Below are 17410 nucleotides of genomic sequence, written 5' to 3'. Positions count from 1 at the left end.
CAATACACCTCCCAAAACTCAATCAATCCCTTAATGATCAGTTATTAAGCTATTTTTAGTTCAACAAATGTTAAAACGTTTGCAAGAGAATTGACTCACAGGAGTACTATTAGGCAGAAATGTGAAAAGTAAGCATACTCGTACATGTTCGTATAAGTCGGATGAAGTTCGTAACACTGCGAAGAATTATCTACGTGAAAATGAGCTGAAAGAATTAAACCGTATCGTCAATATGTGGCTGGATTTTGCTGAAGACCAAGCGCTGCGCTGTAAGCAAGTTTTTTTACAAGATTGGGATACTAAGCTAGATCAGTTTTTAAGTTTCTCAGAAAAAAGATAATGCATCTTTCGATAAATGGTATCGATATATTGATAAACTTCTTACCATATTATTAATGCAAAGAAAAATATTTTTGTATAATTATATATATTATTTTTATTAAAATAACTTCTTAAGCATTTAATTACCGTTAAAGATTAATAAAAATATAATAACAGAATACTATTATTGATCTAAATCAATAATCTAGTCAATCTGTAATATAATTACTTATTAAAATTGATCTCTATTTTCATTAAAATGTGTTTTTACACTTTATATTAGTATTAATAGAATTAAAAAAGATATTTAAAATCATGTGATTACTTTACAAATATATTGATACTAATTCTTTGGTTAAGTGCTATTTTTGGGCTTAAGTGTTCTTTATGAATATGATTACAGGATATTAAACCAGAAATGCGCTTCTATCAGAGTATTATAGTACTCTAATTATTAGTACTTAAATCGCTATTTGATGAATTATGTAACAAATTGTAAATGTATATGATCAAATATATCAATTAGGCTATATCAATAATGCATTATTCTTTATTTTTCTGCAATTCTATAAAAAATATATTTTTTAAATTATTTTTTAATTAAAGACTTAATTTATTTAATTATCATATAATTAATAAAAATCTTTTCTTTTAAATACAAATTATTTGCGTAAGCTAATAAATTAAATCGATCAATAATCAATATTTGATAGGTTGTGGCTATTAAGTTAACTAACTTCGATCGGTATAAACGTTTTTACTCTTGTTTTTATATATTTATGATTGATTTAAATGAAATGTTTAGTTAACAATTTTCTATTGGAGTGTAATTAATGAAATCTAATATGATTAGTGGTCATGTTGGTATTTTTTTAAGAAAAGCACGTAAAGAAAAAAATATGACAGGAAAGCAGTTGGCAAGATTAATGAATGTTAGCCAACAACAAATTTCACGATATGAAATAGGAGCTACTGCAATTACCGTTGATCAATTAGCAAATTTTTTATTAATTTTAGATAAAAAATGGGTAGATGTATTTAAATATCTTGAAAATGAATTTTCCGATGAGAGAGAAATAAACAAAGTCGATAATAAAAAGAAATATATTTTATGGAAAGGTTGTCAAACAAAAAACTTCATAAATAACTTTTAATTACATTAAAAATTAATAAATCACATAAAATAATTATCATTGCAATTATTTTATTAATTATATTTTATAAAAAGCACAATTAAAGGTGTTTTTTATACTATGTAATTGTTTTTTATAAATCAAAATTAGAGAGAATAATATGTTAAATAAAAAAATAGCATCGGTGATGCTATCAACAATTATTGCTGCTTCTTTTGCTACGGCTGCTAATGCAGATACTCGTGTTGCACAAGCAACCGCGACTTGGCAAGCAACTGCAATTAAAGATACAACCAGTATGTTAGTTGTCACTCCATTAAAAAGTCTGACTTTTAATTATGCTGAAGGCCAAAAATCATTTAACCAACAAAATGGTGCATTTGATATTGCTATTCAAGGCCAATCTGGCGCAACCGATTTTAAATTATCATCAAAACTGATTGCTAATACGTTAGCAAGAACAACTGATGATTCAACATTAACAGTTGGTGTTAAATGGAATGGGGAAGACCTTTCTAAAACAACTGATGTCGTGTTAATTGATACATCAAAAGGGTTAACCTCAGGTTTAGATAATTTAGCTGCTGATGGTATTTACAATGGCTCTGAGCGCGCTACAGATCGTGGTGAATTCACTTTTGTGATTGCCAGTGCACAAGCAGCAGGAGCAACAGCCGATTTTAAATCACTGGCTGATGGTGTCTGGGATGGTGATGTAAAAGTGCAATTTACCGCCACTTGGGATGGTGACTTTTCTACCGTTAAACCTAATCCAGAACCTTAATTCTCCTTTATTGGCTAATTGATATTACGATAAAGATACTATAGGGAAGTAATATCTTTATCGTTATTTATTTTTAGAAACTGACTATTATGAATAAGATAAAATTAATCCTTTTTTTATTATTGTGGTTTCCATTAAAAAATAGTTTTGCAGTAAATGTAGGTAATATAACAGAGATAATATCTTCTGATGAAAGTACTCTTGCCAAAGAAATTGAAAATACAGTAAATACGGCAAGATTAGTCAATTTGACAATAGAAAAATTAGACTCACCACTTGAAAATGGGAAAGTTATTCCGGTTACTGATCCCAATGAAATTCTATCAACACCGGCTAATCTGATTCTTCCCGGTCATGCAAGTGATGTATTTAAAATCATTTATCAAGGGCCTAAGGATGATAAAGAGCGTTATTATCGATTAAATTGGAAAGATGATCCTATTGCTGAAAATGGTATAACACAAAGCTCAAAATCAGCGACAGCAACAACATCTGCAACTATTAGTACAATTTTAGTGGTTGCACCCAGAATTGAGAATTTTAATTATCAGTATCATGATAATAAAGTTTCTAATATCGGTAATAGTTCATTTCGTGTTGTGGCTTCAGGCCCTTGTCTAGCAGAAAAACAACAATATGGTGTGGAGGGGATGTGTCGCGAGCGTTATTACCTTATGCCACATTTAGCCGTTAAATTGCAACTTGTCGATCTCACAAATAAAAAATCTAGCGTAGGCATTTGGCACAAAGGAGAGTTCATTGTTGTCAAATAAAAAATAAAGAATGGGCTAAATCATGCGTAAGAGTATTATCGCTTTATCAATATTAGGTATTATTTTTTCGAATACGATTAATGCTAATGAAATAAAAAGAATTAAAGTGGGCGGATATATTATTCCTCCGGCATTTGTTAATGCTTTAGAGGAAGGTATGTCGGTGCCCGTTTTCTTACGACTTAATGATGCAAATAAACAAAACCAAAGTGAAAAGAAAATTGCAGATGCGATTATTGTTATCGATAATGATAAAATAAAACTATCAAGTATTCAATTAATCGAAAATAATCAAGGCGCAACACTAAATCAGTTATTAGTTGATAAAATTGAAAGTAAAAAAAATGCTATCTTTAATGAAAATAATAGTATAGCTATTGATATTAATGCTGTTCTTCAATTAAATGTCTCTTCATTTAATTTATCATTAGATGTTGATAAGTCAGCTTTTGCACCCAAAGAACATGCTAGACAATCCATATTAGGAAATTCATCTGTTAATTCATTTTCTGCTGTGGCCAACTATGATTTGGGCGTCTTTCAAAGTCGTGTTAAAAACGCCCAAGATTCATCCAGTAGCTACTTTAATTTAGACACGTTATTAGCTAAAGCTGAACACCATTTTAATATTAATGCATCTGCCTACAGTATAGGTAAATCCAATTCCAATATTGAACTCTATAGAGCAATGTATGAACGTGATTTTAATGGATTGCGTTTTGCTATCGGGTTAATGAGCACTTGGAATTTACAGTCCTTAGCCAGCTTAACAGTATTGAGTAGCAGTAAAATTTATGCAGCATCAATCGGGAATAATTCATCAAGTAGGGTGGTGAATAAACAGCAATCATTAACTCCGATTTATGCTTTTTTAAATAGTCCAGGTGAAGTTCGTATTTATCGCCAAGGTAAATTATTAAATATTCAAAATTTCCCGATGGGTAATTTTGAAGTTGATACCAGCATGTTGCCTTATGGTATTTATGAAGTAACGATTGAAACCGTTATTGATGGCAAGGTAGTGACAACACAACATCAAACCATTAATAAGTCTTTTGGCACCGCTAACGGTAATTTTGACCAATTAAATTGGGAAATTTATGGTGGCTATATTGATTTTGATAAACGTCATTATATCAAAGAGGGTGGCGCTTATAACCAAACTCCCGAAAAAAGTTATTTAATCGGTAGCTCTTTTGCTTATAACTTTCCTGTGTTATCCGGTATTCGTTTTCAAATGTCTAACTATGGATTTGATAAATTTATTGTACAGGAGACGAATATCAGTGTAGCGGTAAATAACTATCTTTCTATTGCTTGGCAAGGAATGTTAGAGAATCATGGTAGTCACCGTAATATTAGTACGCTTTCTATTAATATCCCAGAAGGCTATGGTTCATTATGGGCATCTAAAGAGAAAACTATCGTAAGAGGTGATTTACCGCTATATGAGGCAGACAGTTACTCTTATGGAGGAACTATTAATTTCGATAAGATAATGGATAGAACGGGTTCATTTACTATCAGCAATACCAAAGATAAGCGAGTTGGTAGTGATTCTATTAATTATGAATATGCAAATACATTATTTTCGGGACGTTATGGCACGGTAGGATTAAGAGCTGGGGTTCAGCGTTATCATTATGATAATCAAAATAGCACTAATGAAAAATTTATTAATCTTGATTTCTCTTTACCTCTTTCAACGTGGTTAAGTACTGGGATCTCTTCAACCAATGGCAATGTAAAAGCCAATATTTATGTGAATAAGAATTTTGAAAACTCCGTGATCACTAATGCGGGCGTTTCTGTTTCTAAGTTAGTACATGATAAAGATAATGGTGAATCTGACTTCTCAACACTAGGTTACGCTTCTTATGATACGAAGTATAACTCTGGTACGGTGACCATTAATCGCCCTGATAATAAACGACTTAATGGTAATTTAACTTCTCGTGGCTCTATAGCTTATAGTGAAGGGATGATCACACCCAGTGGTCAACAAGGTAAATCTGGCATTATTATCAATTCAGATATTAAAGGTAGTGGCAGTATGCTCGCTAAAGTTAATGGGCAAAATTACCCGATTAGTGGAAAAAATACCTTTATTCCATTATCTCCTTATTCAGATTATGACATCCAATTAATGAATGATGGCAAATCGAAAGACAGCTTTGACATTATTTCTGGCCGAAATAAATCCGTCACATTGTATCCAGGAAATATTGCCTTTTATCAACCGGAAGTGAGGCAATTAGTCACGGTTTTCGGACGTCTGAAATCCCCTAATGGTGAACTTTTAAAATATGCTTCAATTCGAAACCATATTGGTCGAACTAAAACAGATCAAAATGGTGAGTTTTCAATGGATGTAGATGTCCGTTATCCGGTGATCTCGTTACTACAAGAAGATCAGCAAACAATCTGTGAAGCAGACTTAGATCTTAAAGGGGCACAAGGAGCAATGTGGGTTGGAGAGGTAACTTGTCAACCTCAGTCTAGTTTCGTAAAAAGATAACGAGAACTTTATTATGAATAGCAAAATATTTTTTTTACTCGTAGCACCTTGTCTTTTAAATTTATCGCTGTCTACAACCAGTCAAGCCGCTACGGTAACTAATAGTTACGTTTTTATTGAGAATAATGTAGATAATGAATATTTTATTACCCCAAGAACAACCGATCCGCGTTTTTCGGGTGCCAATAAATATACGCGTTATTCAAAATCTTCACAGCTCAGTTTAGGTTATATGGGGTATACCAATACATCCATTCAGGCCAATCAATATGTCGATATTTGGCTAGAAAATTCTCAAATAGATAAGCCATTTGTGGGTAATCGATGTATGAGGCGTTATTGTACAGATGATAGTGGCTATTGGCCTGCGCAATATATAGGTAAAGACGGGGCTTATAAAATAGTTCAGACTAATACTAACGGTGAATCGGCTTATGCTCGGGGGATATTTAGTGATTCGGCATACCTGTATTTTCGCCAATTGCCTGTAGGCACTATAGAGACATATAGTTATAGAGCCTGTATGACAAAAACAGACTATGATCCAAGCAAAGGCGGATCTTGCCAAAATGTTGGTGGCAGAATGCTTGCATCACATGAATTCAATATCACTAAGTCAGGGCATATCACGTTAACTTCAACAGGTGCTTTACAAGAAATATTTATTGATAGTAACGGTAATCCCACGATTGGCTTAGGCTCTCAGTTTTGCCGAGTGGGTATTGTATCAAACCAAAATGGTATTATTTGTCAGGTGATTGATCATGAAACTACTGGGGATATATTTACCAATATTAGGCTTAATTTAAAAATTAATAATACACTGATCCCTTTTACGCCAGCGGCAAATACAATAAAAATTGGCCCTGATGATGGCAGTAATAACTGGTATAATTATAATACAACATATCCCGCTAATTATTATTTTAAAGTTAATAATAAAAATGTTTCTATCTTTTTATCTAATACCTTTTTAAAAAGACTCGTCTCTAGTAATGTCGATTTTAAAAATAGCCAAGACTTTTTTACCTTTTCATTTACCAATACAGCCGTGCCTCAATCTGGGTATTATGAGTTCACCCCCTCAAATACACTTATTCTGAAGCCGAGAGATTATGGCATAAGCATTATTCCTACTGATTTTAACCCTCATCAATCTAAAACGGGAAAAGTGGGTAATGAAGAGCCACCCATTGAGTTTAATTATATTGTTACCACCAGTGGCCCTAGACAAGCAGACTCTATTACTGCATCTGTAGAAGGACCACAAACAACATTAAAAGGGCAATCCTATTGTTTATTCTCCTCCAGTGATAACCGACTTAATGTGCCTTTTCCGGCTTATCTCTCATTTAAAAATAGTGATGGCACGGATGCAAAATATAGAGCGAGTTGTGATAGTCATGAAATTTCATTAAAAAATGCGTTATGGACAGAAACACCATGGGACAGACCTGATGAAGACTTAGGCTCTTTTTATAGAACGAACCTAGATTTATCTTTTCCAATGAATGATGCTAACTCATTTTTCACTTTGGATGGTATTGATTGGCTAGGAACAGTCTCAGCCAGTGGAACGGTAACAGTTAAGGCTATATGGACTGGGCCTGATATTAACTAAAGTTGATTATTTTTATGTTATGGCGACTGATAAGAACGTACTGGTTTTTTATTTAAGTCACTTTCTATTATAACGAATACTGAAATTTTAATATGAAACTAATATCTTGGTTTAAGATACTTTGCGGGATGTTGTTAGTCTTCTTTTATCACCATGCATATGCACTTTATATTAGTGCAGATATTTCCTCTATGGAGTCGGGGGAACCCTTCTTTTCTAAGCCCTATATTAATGATACTAAAAAAACCAATTTATATACATTTAGTGTTTACCAAATTGATAGGCCGGGTTATCAAGAGCAGGGCACACCTATTCAGAATGGAGAAATTCTTTTTACTCCCCTTAAAAAAATTCTATTACCCGGGGAGCAGGAATTTTTTAAAATTTTCTATCGAGGAGAGGCGGATGAGAAAGAACGTTATTATAAAATTATTATTAGTGAAACGCCACTTGATATAAGAAATGATGAAGGGCAAAAAAAACAACCACTGTTCTACCCCACAGTAAGTTTAGAAACCTATTTTGTTGTTAGACCTAAAGATCCATATTTCAAATATGATTTAAATATTAACCAAGGAATATTAAAAAATACAGGCAATACTTATTTTAGGGTTTTGTTACATCAAAATTGTGATGGTGATGATGACTCAGAGCCTTATGTATTTTATTTATTACCCAATCAACAAATTAAAGATCTGCGCATAAGTCAAAAAAGTCGTAAGTATATTGTTATCTTTGATAAATATTACTCTATAGGGAATTGTGAGTAATAGTGTGACTTTAAAGTGTATTGGCCATGATTATCATGGCCAGTGTCCGAATCACCTATAAGAATAATGGTAGGCATAAAAGAGGCACCTTATCGGACAATAGTCACTTTCCCATCAATAATAGAAAGGTAAGGGTTATAAAAATAATTTTTCCCTTCAGGGCTAACTAACTCAATAGGAGATAAGCGTTCAAATCCAGCTTCGTAACGAAAAATACGGTGATTTAAGTAAGTACTAAGAATATATTTTTCCCAACTTATTGGATTGGGTCTATATCCTTGTTCTAATCGTTCTTGAAAATTAAGCGATTTCCAAAAGATATCAGGAGAGCCATTATCGGCATAGGCCATTTCTTCCCAGGATATTTTCCCCATAGTTTTTAATTTATCTAGATTTTTATCGATAAATGCTTGTCGTAGTTCGGCATAAAAAGCACGAATTTTAGGAATATCGTCTTCAGTAACGGGAGTAGCTTTTTCCCATTGCCATTGGGGGAGGCCCTGTATATTAAATTGGTTTTTTGCTTCTAAAACATCAAATTCACTATCTCTACTGGGGCCGCCAAAATAGATTTGCTCACTGTTATTTTTATATTTATAAGAGACCACCATTTTCCCATCGCTACTTCCGTTTAACCTAAGTCCCGATATTAAGGAGCTATTGCCGTTTGCAGATAACTTCTTAAGTTCGACTTCACACCACATATCTGGAGTGATTTTTTCTTCACCTGTTAAAATAGAGCCATTAAACATAATTACACCTAAGGTATTTTCCCCACTAGTTAATATACTAGATATATTTTGACCGGCGGAATAATGACCTTCAGGGTATTTTTTATTATCCATTACCAACATTTCATTAATTTTTATACCACAACCTGCATCATTTGAGGATAAATTAATAACATAAATATCATTCATGGTATTTTTTGCCATAGTGACGCCACTAAAATTTAACGCCATGATGGAAAGTGTTGCATAAAATAAATTTTTTAATAAGGAATGATATTTCATATTTTGACCCGTCAAATCTTAATGTGAGAATAAAAGTATATAAAATTAAAACTACTATTTAGTTGAAGGCTTGCTTTTTTTAGATGAATAGCAACATCGAATTTAAATTTACTGATAATTGTGTTATGGCAAAATTAATTTCTAAAAAAGAATATCATTTTTTATTTATGATACATGATATTGGGTATCGCTTAATCTGTTGCAACGAGTATACAGCCATCTGAACAGCCACAAGCGACTTTATGTCCTTCGAGGGCGACAGGGATACCTTTAATTTTCATTAAATTATCCCCTTCAATAATAGTGCCTGTTTTTTTACACGCAGGGCAATAAACAGGATCACCTACACAGGCAATCCCTTGGGTTTGTTTAGCAATAGAAGAGCCGGTAAGTACGGTACCGCCGGTATTTGTTGTATCATTTTCTAAAATAATCTTTCTGCCGTTTACCAAACTACGCATGGTGTTCTTTCTCCTGATCAAGCTTTGCTAAAATTTGTTCGACCTGTTGTTCAAAATCAGCAGGAGGTGGGTTTTTGCCAAAATACACTTTGGGTTTTTTACGGTGATAATCGAATGGAATAATGGCATCACGCCCTTCGCGCATATAAGTATTGATAAAATTAATGAAGCGCTGGTCGTGATAGTCAGTACTGGTATTGTAGACTGAATAAACATAGACATTAGGGAAAAACAATTCAGAAACTAAAGTTTGTTTTGACTTATCTAACCCGAATAATTGAAAGGTAAGTGTTTTACCAATTTTACCGATACCAATTTCAGGATAGCGGGCAATAAATACCTTATTTTTGCGCCAAGTATAGACCAGATTTCTTTCACGATTAAAAACGAGTATTGGATTTTTTTTGAAAAAAGATTGATAGCCACCCAAGCCAAGTAAGACGAAAGACATGATGAACATAGTAAGAAAAAATAGCGTGTCTTGATAGGGTGTTGATGTAATATATCGACTATAATAAGCATTAAAGTAATCTAAAATTGTCACACTGTCTTGATAGAAGAAAAGGGAATATTCATTTTTAACAAAAGGAGGTATTTTAGGATCGTTTGGGTTTTCCAAATATAAGTTACCATATTTATTTTCATAATAAGGAATATCGTCTTTAAAAGTTGTATATTGATTATAGTGGTCCATAAAAACAAAATGAAATACCATAATAAAGACAATAATTCCGGTAATAAACCCAGGGAAAGCAAACGCATCACGTCGGCGTATTTCTTTATCAACTAGAATGCACTGTTGTTTATCGACGGTCTCTAAAAAATCGAGTTCAGGCATGGGCCAATCTTCGTTATAGCGCTCACCTTGCTCCCCCAATGGTTGTGGCTTTAAGCGATGTGGGTGTTTAGCGGGATTGAAAAAAATACTCATTAGATATTCTCACTGTTAATAAAGCCTAAAAGCCGATTGTTTTCTTGGGTATCTCCCCCCCAATTGATATAACGCATCGGTGTTGTTACCTCGGGATTGACTTGATAATACCAATATAAATCTTCAATACCTATACGGCTATTGGGATGTGCACCAAAAGCAGAATATGTATTTACTAATTGAGACTGTACTTCCAAACTAAATTTAAATATACCTGTTTCAGGGTTCCAATCACCTTTTTCACTTGCCATTTTTAATTGTTTGCTAATTTCTAAGAGATCTTTTCGTTTATTTAGAACATAAGCTGAACTAGGTGTTTTTATTTCTTCTGCCAAACCGCTGTGATAACCAACCTCTGTAACAAAGTGAAAATATACCTCTGAAATCCCTGGGATAAAATTAGTAAATTCAAAAGATAAGCGGAGTTTTCCATTTGGTATTTTTTCTTGAGTCATTTTAGCTGTATAAAATAGATTATAAAACTCTTGTAATTCAATAATACTCTGTTTTTCATATTGTTCGAAATTTTTAACATATTCTTCTAGTTGTTTATCGATTGTTATAGGTCTTTTATTATTCCAAAAATTTGATCTTTCTTCATTTCCCCAAAAACTGTGTTTTAGCAAAGTTTCCAAATGACTCCAACTGGTGAGTTGACTTGAGATAAAGCCTCCTAATATTAGCAGTCCTGCAAATAGAGCCCATCCCCCTGTAACAAAAATTAGCATGATAGAACCAATGGCAATGGCTACATTTGATAAACCTTGTTTATTATTTCCAATATGAAAAGCTTCTAATGCATCTCGAGTGGCAAGAGCAACACCAACGGCACCTGCAATCTTACCTAATGCTGCCATTCTTTTGGTTCCCACTTCTGTTGTTAGCATAGGTAATTTTATTTTATCTAAAAAGAATTTCAGTGTGGTGCTCGATACTGTTTGAGATAATTTTGTCGCCTCTTGAGAGACTTTTAAAATACTGTAGCTTGCTACAAATAAATTCGCAATAATCTGTGCTGTATACAGATTATAGGGGGATAGTTTTAATGGGTCATTACGTTCATATAAGCTCATGCCTTGTAATGTATAAGCTTGGATTGATCCGGTTATCATGCTGAAACCGTTTAAAAATAGCTTAGTGGAAACCTGTAATGCATCTTTACCATAAATATAAATCTTATTTTTAGTAATATCTGTGATCTCAATCTTCGGAATAAGAACGGCAGTCTCTTCGCCTAGATTTATTATTTTTTGTTTCCAAGAAAAAAGCTTATTTAATTTAGGATGTTGCAGATTTGGTACTATTTGTTCCGTTAATTTACGGAGTTGTTCCACCCACTGGTTAAGCTCATTACCCGATAATTTAACAAACTCGGTTAATGAAATTTTTGTGTTGCAAAATGCCAGTATCATCGGAAGTATCTTTTGAGCTAAATAGTCAATACCCTTAGTATTAATTAGTCTATTTTTAATATCGTAATGAGAAAGCATCTTACTTGTTTTTGTAAATGCAAAACCAATGCTATCTGAGCAAATAAACGCAAGCTTATTAACAAAATTTTCGATATTCTCTGCATATTCTTGTGCATTTAAAAGTGCGTCCATAATTTTTGAATTAGCAACAAGACTAATTACTTTCTTTGTCACTCCCACCCACAGGCTATTATTTTCTTCATCATTAATTGAATATAATTTATCTAATGTTCTTTGTCCTTCGGTAGAATTCATTAATGGAGATATTAAATCAAAATATAAATCAAAAGCTTGATTAAGGTCCTTAAAAAAATCAATACTAAAGACATCTTCTTTCGTTATACGTTCGTGATATGAAAAAGCATAATCAAAATAATGTTTTAAGCCACCGTTTTCATTAATGATTGCCGGATTATTCATAAAGCTTTCATACAATGATAATACAATACGTTGATGTTTCTCAAAAAAAATAAATGTTTTATGAATATTTTTCCACTCATTATCTAATGCATTCTGATTAATACTCTCTTTTAGTATTGTTTGCATTTTTTCTTTTTCATCAGTATCTTTAATGTGATGACTAGCTTCTTGTATACTCGTAATAAATTGGCCAATTTTATCCGGATGGCTATAATAGTTCTGATATAATAAATGTAATTTTGTTACAATATTATAATAAGATAAAACATCTTTTTGGTATCCTACGGGATCTTTTAAAATAAGCAATGTCGCTTTTTCATTATAATCTAGAACACTATTTATTTGATTAATCAAAACAGTTGCATCTTGTGGTAAGTCGGGTATTTTTGTGGTATCAGAAAAAAAAGAAGAGGGTATATTTGAATGCGTGAATTCTTTAACAAATAGCTTAAATTTATCAACTTCTTCTTTATAATCCTCAACAAGTCGATTTAAATTATCTTTATTTAGCTCAATACAATAATCGTTATTGTTGTAATCAATAAAATTGATTTTTTGCATTAATTTCGATCTAAACTTAGAAGATGAAATGATTTTTTTAAGTGTGTAATCAGATAATTTACTTTCGCTGAATAAGATAGTCGCTTCCTTCACATCTTTCGGTATAGCTAAATAAGGATTACTATTTCCGTTTTTCTTTAAAGTGACACCCCCATTTTTTAATTGCTTAAATATATATGGAATGAAATTTTCATTGCCATCACTGGTTGTAACTTGATGTTGAAAAACTAATAGGCGTCCTTTTGTCGCATCAACATTTTGTTCTTGATAACTTTTATTACTAGAATTACTTCTAGTAGGGTAATTGCCTTCTTCAAAAACATAAACCCAACCTTGTCTTAATAATCTTGCAGAAAATCCTTTACTAGCAGTAACATCTTTCGCATTCAATAATTGATTAATAGAAGGAGGAATACTCGCTTCTAACGTTTTATTTGGTGCTTGTTCAATTGTAGAAAAATGTAAATCACAATAAAAGTTGGTATATGCATAACGCACCGGATAAACAGGGCGATGTTCATTTTCACATGGGCATACCACCGCGTCGGCCGGTAAGTTTCGTGGGCTCGCTTCGTTTACCGCCTTCACCATCTGACGCGCTTTGCGCTCTTGCGGTGTTAAATATTTCTCATTCACTTCTCCAGTCATTTCATTTCTCCTTGGGTATTTAAACAGGCGATATAACGGTGGTAACTCAATAAAACTTGGTTGTATTTATAAGGTGCGGCTTTTTCATTGGCGATCTGCCATGTTCTCGGTTGATGACGGCACAAATAGCGGGCTTGCAAGTCGTACAATAACGCTTTTGATTGATGAATATCGTCTAAAAAACTGCAATTTGCTGCGTGTATACAGTAGCCCATTAATGCGTCACCCTCTAACTCATCCCCTTCTACCTGAGAAAATTGTTCAATCAGTGCCTTAGCTTTAGCCACAGTTTGCAGCTGTGTGATATTCGCGTAGTGATTGTATAAATAGGTATTAATAAATAACGGCTCTCGCTTACTGCCGTCATACAGATAATCTGGGTGAAAGGTGATTTCAACCCCATCGGGGTATTGTGCACTATAGCCGTAGAACGCATTTACCCCATTGACCACATTAATTAACTGTCCGTGAGTCAAAGACTCAATAAATGGGATAAAGTGCTTAACATCATAAAAACGAAAGAAATTCCAACTCTCCAGTTTTTGATTATATAAATAGGTGAGTTTTCGCATTTGCCGGTGAATATCGGTAAAGGGTTTGAGGCTATTGATAAATAATCCGAGACTCGCTTTATGTGGTAAATTCAAGTAATGAGCCAGAAACTGCTGACCGGCTTGATTGGCGGCAATGTGTACCAAATAAGGGGCTTTATCTTCAAGGCTGTCTTGAGTTTCACCTTGATAGAGTGATTTCCATGGCAGTTGTGAGCCATGCAGTTTCGGTACAAGATGTTGCCCGGTTTGGCGGTGGTATTCCCCACTGTCAATGACGACATAGAGATGCGAATATTCAATAAACGTAGGTTGCCCCTCACGGTAATGAATGTCGCCTTTTTCTGACGGTCTTGGGTGTGTGAGGTTGCATTTATCCACTAATACGGCTGAAACCTTTGCATTATGTTGCTCACGTACTTGCCGTATTAACGGTAATTCTAAGGTTGAACTTTGTTCAATATGGGTGATTAAAGGGATTAATGTGTCATAGTCCGCAAAGGTATATTCACCTGGGTGAGCCGTAAAGTACTGGCGCATCTGCTTAATAGCTTGTGGTTGACTTGTACCTGCTACGGTCATCACCCCCTTGAATTGTTCACCGTTGCGAGTATAACGGCATTGAGCAACCCAATACGCTTTATAGAGGGGATTTGGACTCAAGAGCATTAGGCCGTTCCTTTTTTCATCGCTTTCGCACGGCAATCCTCAGCTAATGGTAACCCTTCATTAACCGCCGCTTCTAACTGAGTAACCACTTCTGGGGCGCCCCCCGTTATTGACACATCGCCTTTGAGCAGAATTTTACCTGTAATAGTCACACCTTGTGCATCCAATTGAATCGACCCAGCCTTGCCTTTGATAATGACCGTTTCACTGGCTTGCAAGGTGTGGATTTTGGTATGGGTATGGATACCCCCTGCGGCTTTCAGGGTATAATCATTTTGGATATCACACTGCTTGTTTTCCCCGATTTCCTGAAAGTGACTAGCGTGGATAACTTCTTTCCAACTATTGTCAATGCGTGTGATACGGTCTTTCCCTATTTGTTCAAATTGATTGACATCAACCTGTACTGTTTGCTCATTGACTATGTGGATAAATTCGTCATGACACACTTCATGCTTACGGTTATTGGCGACAGTATGGCTATCATCATGCCCAACGTATTGGGTTTTATTATGATTAATATGAATATTATTATCGCGTTGCGCATGAAGATAAATTTCCTCATCGCCATTTTTATCCTCAAAGCGCAATTCATTAAACCCGTCTCCTTTATGGGTTTTGGTGCGAAATGTGGTACGGGTTTTATGTTTAGGTAAATCAATGGGGGAACGATTGCGACCATTATAGGTACATCCGGTGATAATCGGTTTATCTATATCATTGTTTAAATAAGAGATAATCACTTCTTGCCCAACACGAGGAATAGCCATAAAGCCAAATCCGTCCCCATTCCAACCTTGAGCGACTCTTACCCAGCATGATGCGCTATGGTCTGGTTTACCACGCCTATCCCAATGAAAATAGACCGTAACGGCACCTTGCTCATTGGTATAGATTTCTTCGCCCGGCGGGCCGACGACAGTGGCTAATTCATCACCATCGGCGGTAGGTTTAAAACGGTAAGGCGGGCGCCACTCTTGAGTACTCGGCACAAAGGAAAGCTGATTACTCAATTGAGTTCCTTCACCGCCACTGTTGTCGGCAAGAGGTTGCACACCGTGATGTGAGATACTAATCACCTGCCATGTGGTGTTCATGCGTGCACTGGGGTGGTTAGACAAGGTAAAAATACGCCCCGGCGCTAATTCAATGCAGTTTGTGGTCGCAGAGCCTACTTGACGCTGATTTTGTGATTGTTCATAACGTATCTGATTAAAGGGTTGTCCCTGAGCATCTTCTTCAAAGCGTCCATAACTTTCAAATATTTCATGTTGTTGATGAACCTCTCCTGTGACTTGATGGCTTAAGGGGTAGGAAGGTCTAAGTTGATTGTAATCTTTATCAACGCGAATATCGCTACAGAGTTGTTCAACATAGCGCCACGTTGTGGCGGTGCTATCGGTGATATCTGTATCCGATTGTGGGTTATAGGTTAAGGATATCCCCGCTCTCATGCCCAAATGTCGGTCGCTATAAAATAACTGTGGGCCCTCTTCAAACCAAAAATTAATCCCTTCTTCTGCGGCTAAACGGCACCAAAAGTCATACATTGTTTCTCGTTTTTGAGTGGTATAGGCGCGCTGCAAATGCTCTTCTGGGTGATAAAGCTGTTTATCATATTTAATGTGAGACTCATTGAGTAATGTCTCAAGAATATGAGGAACGGTGGTATCTTGAAAAATACGACTATCTTGTTTGAGGGTCATTACCCACATTTCAGGACGTATCACAAATTGATACCAGGTTTTTACCCCATCGGTATTCCCTTGCTCTGCCGCCGCTAAGATACCTTGTACTGTACGCAGAATGTGACCATCTCGCTTTACTGTCAAACTGGAAGCCATGCCTAACACATCATTAAAATCAATTTCCGAGAGTGGACTGACGGCTTGGATGGAGAGGGTGAAAAGTTGTGAGATCCCTTCTTGTAAATCGAATTGCGTGACTTGGAAAGTCTCTTCGGGTAATCCACCAATCTGACAAGTAAACACTAAGCCACTTTGCATGTCGCCACTTAAGATCTTCTCTATGAGTTGTCTATGTTGCTCTTGTAAAGCGAGATCTTGCGCGTATGTTCTGCCCCCGCCATGGGTTAATGTCTTACCCCCATTCAGTGGGTTGCCATCCTTATCACCCAGCCTTTGATATTTTTTTGAATTTGTTATAGACATCCAATAATCCTTCACGGGAAGTAGGAGACTAAAACGGTAAACGAGCCCCTAAGGACTCGTTTAACCCATGACTTATGCTTCGAGTGGTGCACGCCAGTCATCTGCACCTGAAGTCCCGGCAACAGTATGCTCCCAGTCAACTTTGCGGTAAGAGAGGGAGACTTCGATAAGTTGCGTGAAGTCGGCTTTAGCCGGATCTTGGCAATGAGGCATTTGGCAATCGATGTTCACGATCGTCGCGTCAGTCAGTGTGGTGGTAAAGAAGTGCTCTTGTTTACCTTCAACAGACGTGCGATACCATTTTAACTCAACTTTTGGCAGCATTTCGCCGGAAGCCAATGCGTTATACAGCAGAGGAACGGCTTTGTTTAATGCCACGGTAAAACGAAACGGTTTATGCGCACGTTGGCCAGAAGGTTGGCCTGATTGCGGATCAGTCGGAACCGTCACCACGTGAGAAAATTCTTGTACCAACATTTGGTCTTCATGACCTTGTACATAAATGTTGCCGACAGAATCTGCAGTAAACGCGCCTGCAGTGATGTTGCCCTGAGTTTTTCCTTCAATGGAAATATAGCAAGGAGTTGGCATAA

At 35.3% G+C, this 17410-nt stretch carries 13 protein-coding genes and 1 pseudogene; 7 read left to right on the top strand and 7 right to left on the bottom strand.

Going from position 1 to position 17410, the window contains the following annotated elements; genetic code table 11:
• Positions 1-148 precede the first annotated feature (148 nt).
• The 7 genes and pseudogenes from rhuM to AACV00_RS05555 all read left to right on the top strand — a co-directional run.
• Positions 149-334 (top strand): annotated as a pseudogene (rhuM, locus tag AACV00_RS05585) (RhuM family protein); the annotation flags it as partial.
• 820 nt (positions 335-1154) lie between these two features.
• On the top strand, positions 1155-1475 hold the full coding sequence (locus tag AACV00_RS05580) for a helix-turn-helix domain-containing protein (protein WP_004246668.1): 321 nt from the start codon (positions 1155-1157) through the stop codon (positions 1473-1475).
• A gap of 139 nt (positions 1476-1614) precedes the next feature.
• On the top strand, positions 1615-2238 hold the full coding sequence (gene ecpA, locus AACV00_RS05575) for a common pilus major fimbrillin subunit EcpA (RefSeq protein WP_004246669.1): 624 nt from the start codon (positions 1615-1617) through the stop codon (positions 2236-2238).
• A gap of 89 nt (positions 2239-2327) precedes the next feature.
• Positions 2328-3011 carry an EcpB family pilus assembly chaperone gene (locus AACV00_RS05570; RefSeq protein ID WP_004246670.1) on the top strand — a complete coding sequence of 228 codons (684 nt, stop codon included), beginning with the start codon at positions 2328-2330 and terminating at the stop codon, positions 3009-3011.
• Between the two features lie 22 nt (positions 3012-3033).
• Entirely contained in the window at positions 3034-5529 is a 2496-nt protein-coding gene (locus AACV00_RS05565) for a TcfC E-set like domain-containing protein (RefSeq protein WP_036969766.1), read from the top strand.
• Positions 5530-5542: 13 nt separating this feature from the next.
• Entirely contained in the window at positions 5543-7150 is a 1608-nt protein-coding gene (locus AACV00_RS05560) for a fimbrial protein (protein WP_110706863.1), read from the top strand.
• 92 nt (positions 7151-7242) lie between these two features.
• Entirely contained in the window at positions 7243-7920 is a 678-nt protein-coding gene (locus AACV00_RS05555; protein WP_036895816.1) for a hypothetical protein, read from the top strand.
• An 89-nt stretch (positions 7921-8009) separates the two neighbouring features.
• On the opposite strand, the gene AACV00_RS05550 is transcribed toward AACV00_RS05555, so the two are convergent.
• The 7 genes from AACV00_RS05550 to AACV00_RS05520 all read right to left on the bottom strand — a co-directional run bounded on the left by AACV00_RS05550 (position 8010) and on the right by AACV00_RS05520 (position 17408).
• Complete coding sequence (locus AACV00_RS05550; RefSeq protein WP_236645535.1) at positions 8010-8855, bottom strand: hypothetical protein; 846 nt, start codon at positions 8853-8855, stop codon at positions 8010-8012.
• 269 nt (positions 8856-9124) lie between these two features.
• Positions 9125-9394 carry a PAAR domain-containing protein gene (locus AACV00_RS05545; protein ID WP_004249835.1) on the bottom strand — a complete coding sequence of 90 codons (270 nt, stop codon included), beginning with the start codon at positions 9392-9394 and terminating at the stop codon, positions 9125-9127.
• Positions 9387-10325 carry a hypothetical protein gene (locus tag AACV00_RS05540; RefSeq protein WP_110706865.1) on the bottom strand — a complete coding sequence of 313 codons (939 nt, stop codon included), beginning with the start codon at positions 10323-10325 and terminating at the stop codon, positions 9387-9389. The genes AACV00_RS05545 and AACV00_RS05540 overlap by 8 nt, the downstream gene beginning before the upstream one ends.
• Positions 10325-13426 carry a toxin VasX gene (locus AACV00_RS05535; protein WP_049211176.1) on the bottom strand — a complete coding sequence of 1034 codons (3102 nt, stop codon included), beginning with the start codon at positions 13424-13426 and terminating at the stop codon, positions 10325-10327. The genes AACV00_RS05540 and AACV00_RS05535 overlap by 1 nt, the downstream gene beginning before the upstream one ends.
• A complete protein-coding gene (locus tag AACV00_RS05530) occupies positions 13423-14646 on the bottom strand; it encodes a DUF4123 domain-containing protein (RefSeq protein WP_004249009.1) in 1224 nt (407 codons plus the stop codon). Before AACV00_RS05530 ends, AACV00_RS05535 begins: the two co-directional genes overlap by 4 nt.
• Positions 14646-16817 carry a type VI secretion system Vgr family protein gene (locus AACV00_RS05525; protein WP_017628614.1) on the bottom strand — a complete coding sequence of 724 codons (2172 nt, stop codon included), beginning with the start codon at positions 16815-16817 and terminating at the stop codon, positions 14646-14648. The genes AACV00_RS05530 and AACV00_RS05525 overlap by 1 nt, the downstream gene beginning before the upstream one ends.
• A 72-nt stretch (positions 16818-16889) precedes the next feature.
• Positions 16890-17408, bottom strand: coding sequence for an Hcp family type VI secretion system effector (locus AACV00_RS05520; protein WP_004250011.1), 519 nt, complete (start codon positions 17406-17408; stop codon positions 16890-16892).
• Positions 17409-17410 lie beyond the last annotated feature (2 nt).

This window comes from Proteus sp. G3927 (assembly GCF_963894685.1).
Classification (GTDB): Bacteria; Pseudomonadota; Gammaproteobacteria; order Enterobacterales; family Enterobacteriaceae; genus Proteus; species Proteus mirabilis.
This window is presented reverse-complemented; position numbering and strand designations above follow the sequence as displayed.

Coding starts and splice junctions, on each gene's coding strand:
- AACV00_RS05580 (WP_004246668.1), top strand. CDS start 1,155: ATGAAATCTAATATGATTAGTGGTCATGTTGGTATTTTTTTAAGAAAA.
- ecpA (WP_004246669.1), top strand. CDS start 1,615: ATGTTAAATAAAAAAATAGCATCGGTGATGCTATCAACAATTATTGCT.
- AACV00_RS05570 (WP_004246670.1), top strand. CDS start 2,328: ATGAATAAGATAAAATTAATCCTTTTTTTATTATTGTGGTTTCCATTA.
- AACV00_RS05565 (WP_036969766.1), top strand. CDS start 3,034: ATGCGTAAGAGTATTATCGCTTTATCAATATTAGGTATTATTTTTTCG.
- AACV00_RS05560 (WP_110706863.1), top strand. CDS start 5,543: ATGAATAGCAAAATATTTTTTTTACTCGTAGCACCTTGTCTTTTAAAT.
- AACV00_RS05555 (WP_036895816.1), top strand. CDS start 7,243: ATGAAACTAATATCTTGGTTTAAGATACTTTGCGGGATGTTGTTAGTC.
- AACV00_RS05550 (WP_236645535.1), bottom strand. CDS start 8,855: ATGGCAAAAAATACCATGAATGATATTTATGTTATTAATTTATCCTCA.
- AACV00_RS05545 (WP_004249835.1), bottom strand. CDS start 9,394: ATGCGTAGTTTGGTAAACGGCAGAAAGATTATTTTAGAAAATGATACA.
- AACV00_RS05540 (WP_110706865.1), bottom strand. CDS start 10,325: ATGAGTATTTTTTTCAATCCCGCTAAACACCCACATCGCTTAAAGCCA.
- AACV00_RS05535 (WP_049211176.1), bottom strand. CDS start 13,426: ATGACTGGAGAAGTGAATGAGAAATATTTAACACCGCAAGAGCGCAAA.
- AACV00_RS05530 (WP_004249009.1), bottom strand. CDS start 14,646: ATGCTCTTGAGTCCAAATCCCCTCTATAAAGCGTATTGGGTTGCTCAA.
- AACV00_RS05525 (WP_017628614.1), bottom strand. CDS start 16,817: ATGTCTATAACAAATTCAAAAAAATATCAAAGGCTGGGTGATAAGGAT.
- AACV00_RS05520 (WP_004250011.1), bottom strand. CDS start 17,408: ATGCCAACTCCTTGCTATATTTCCATTGAAGGAAAAACTCAGGGCAAC.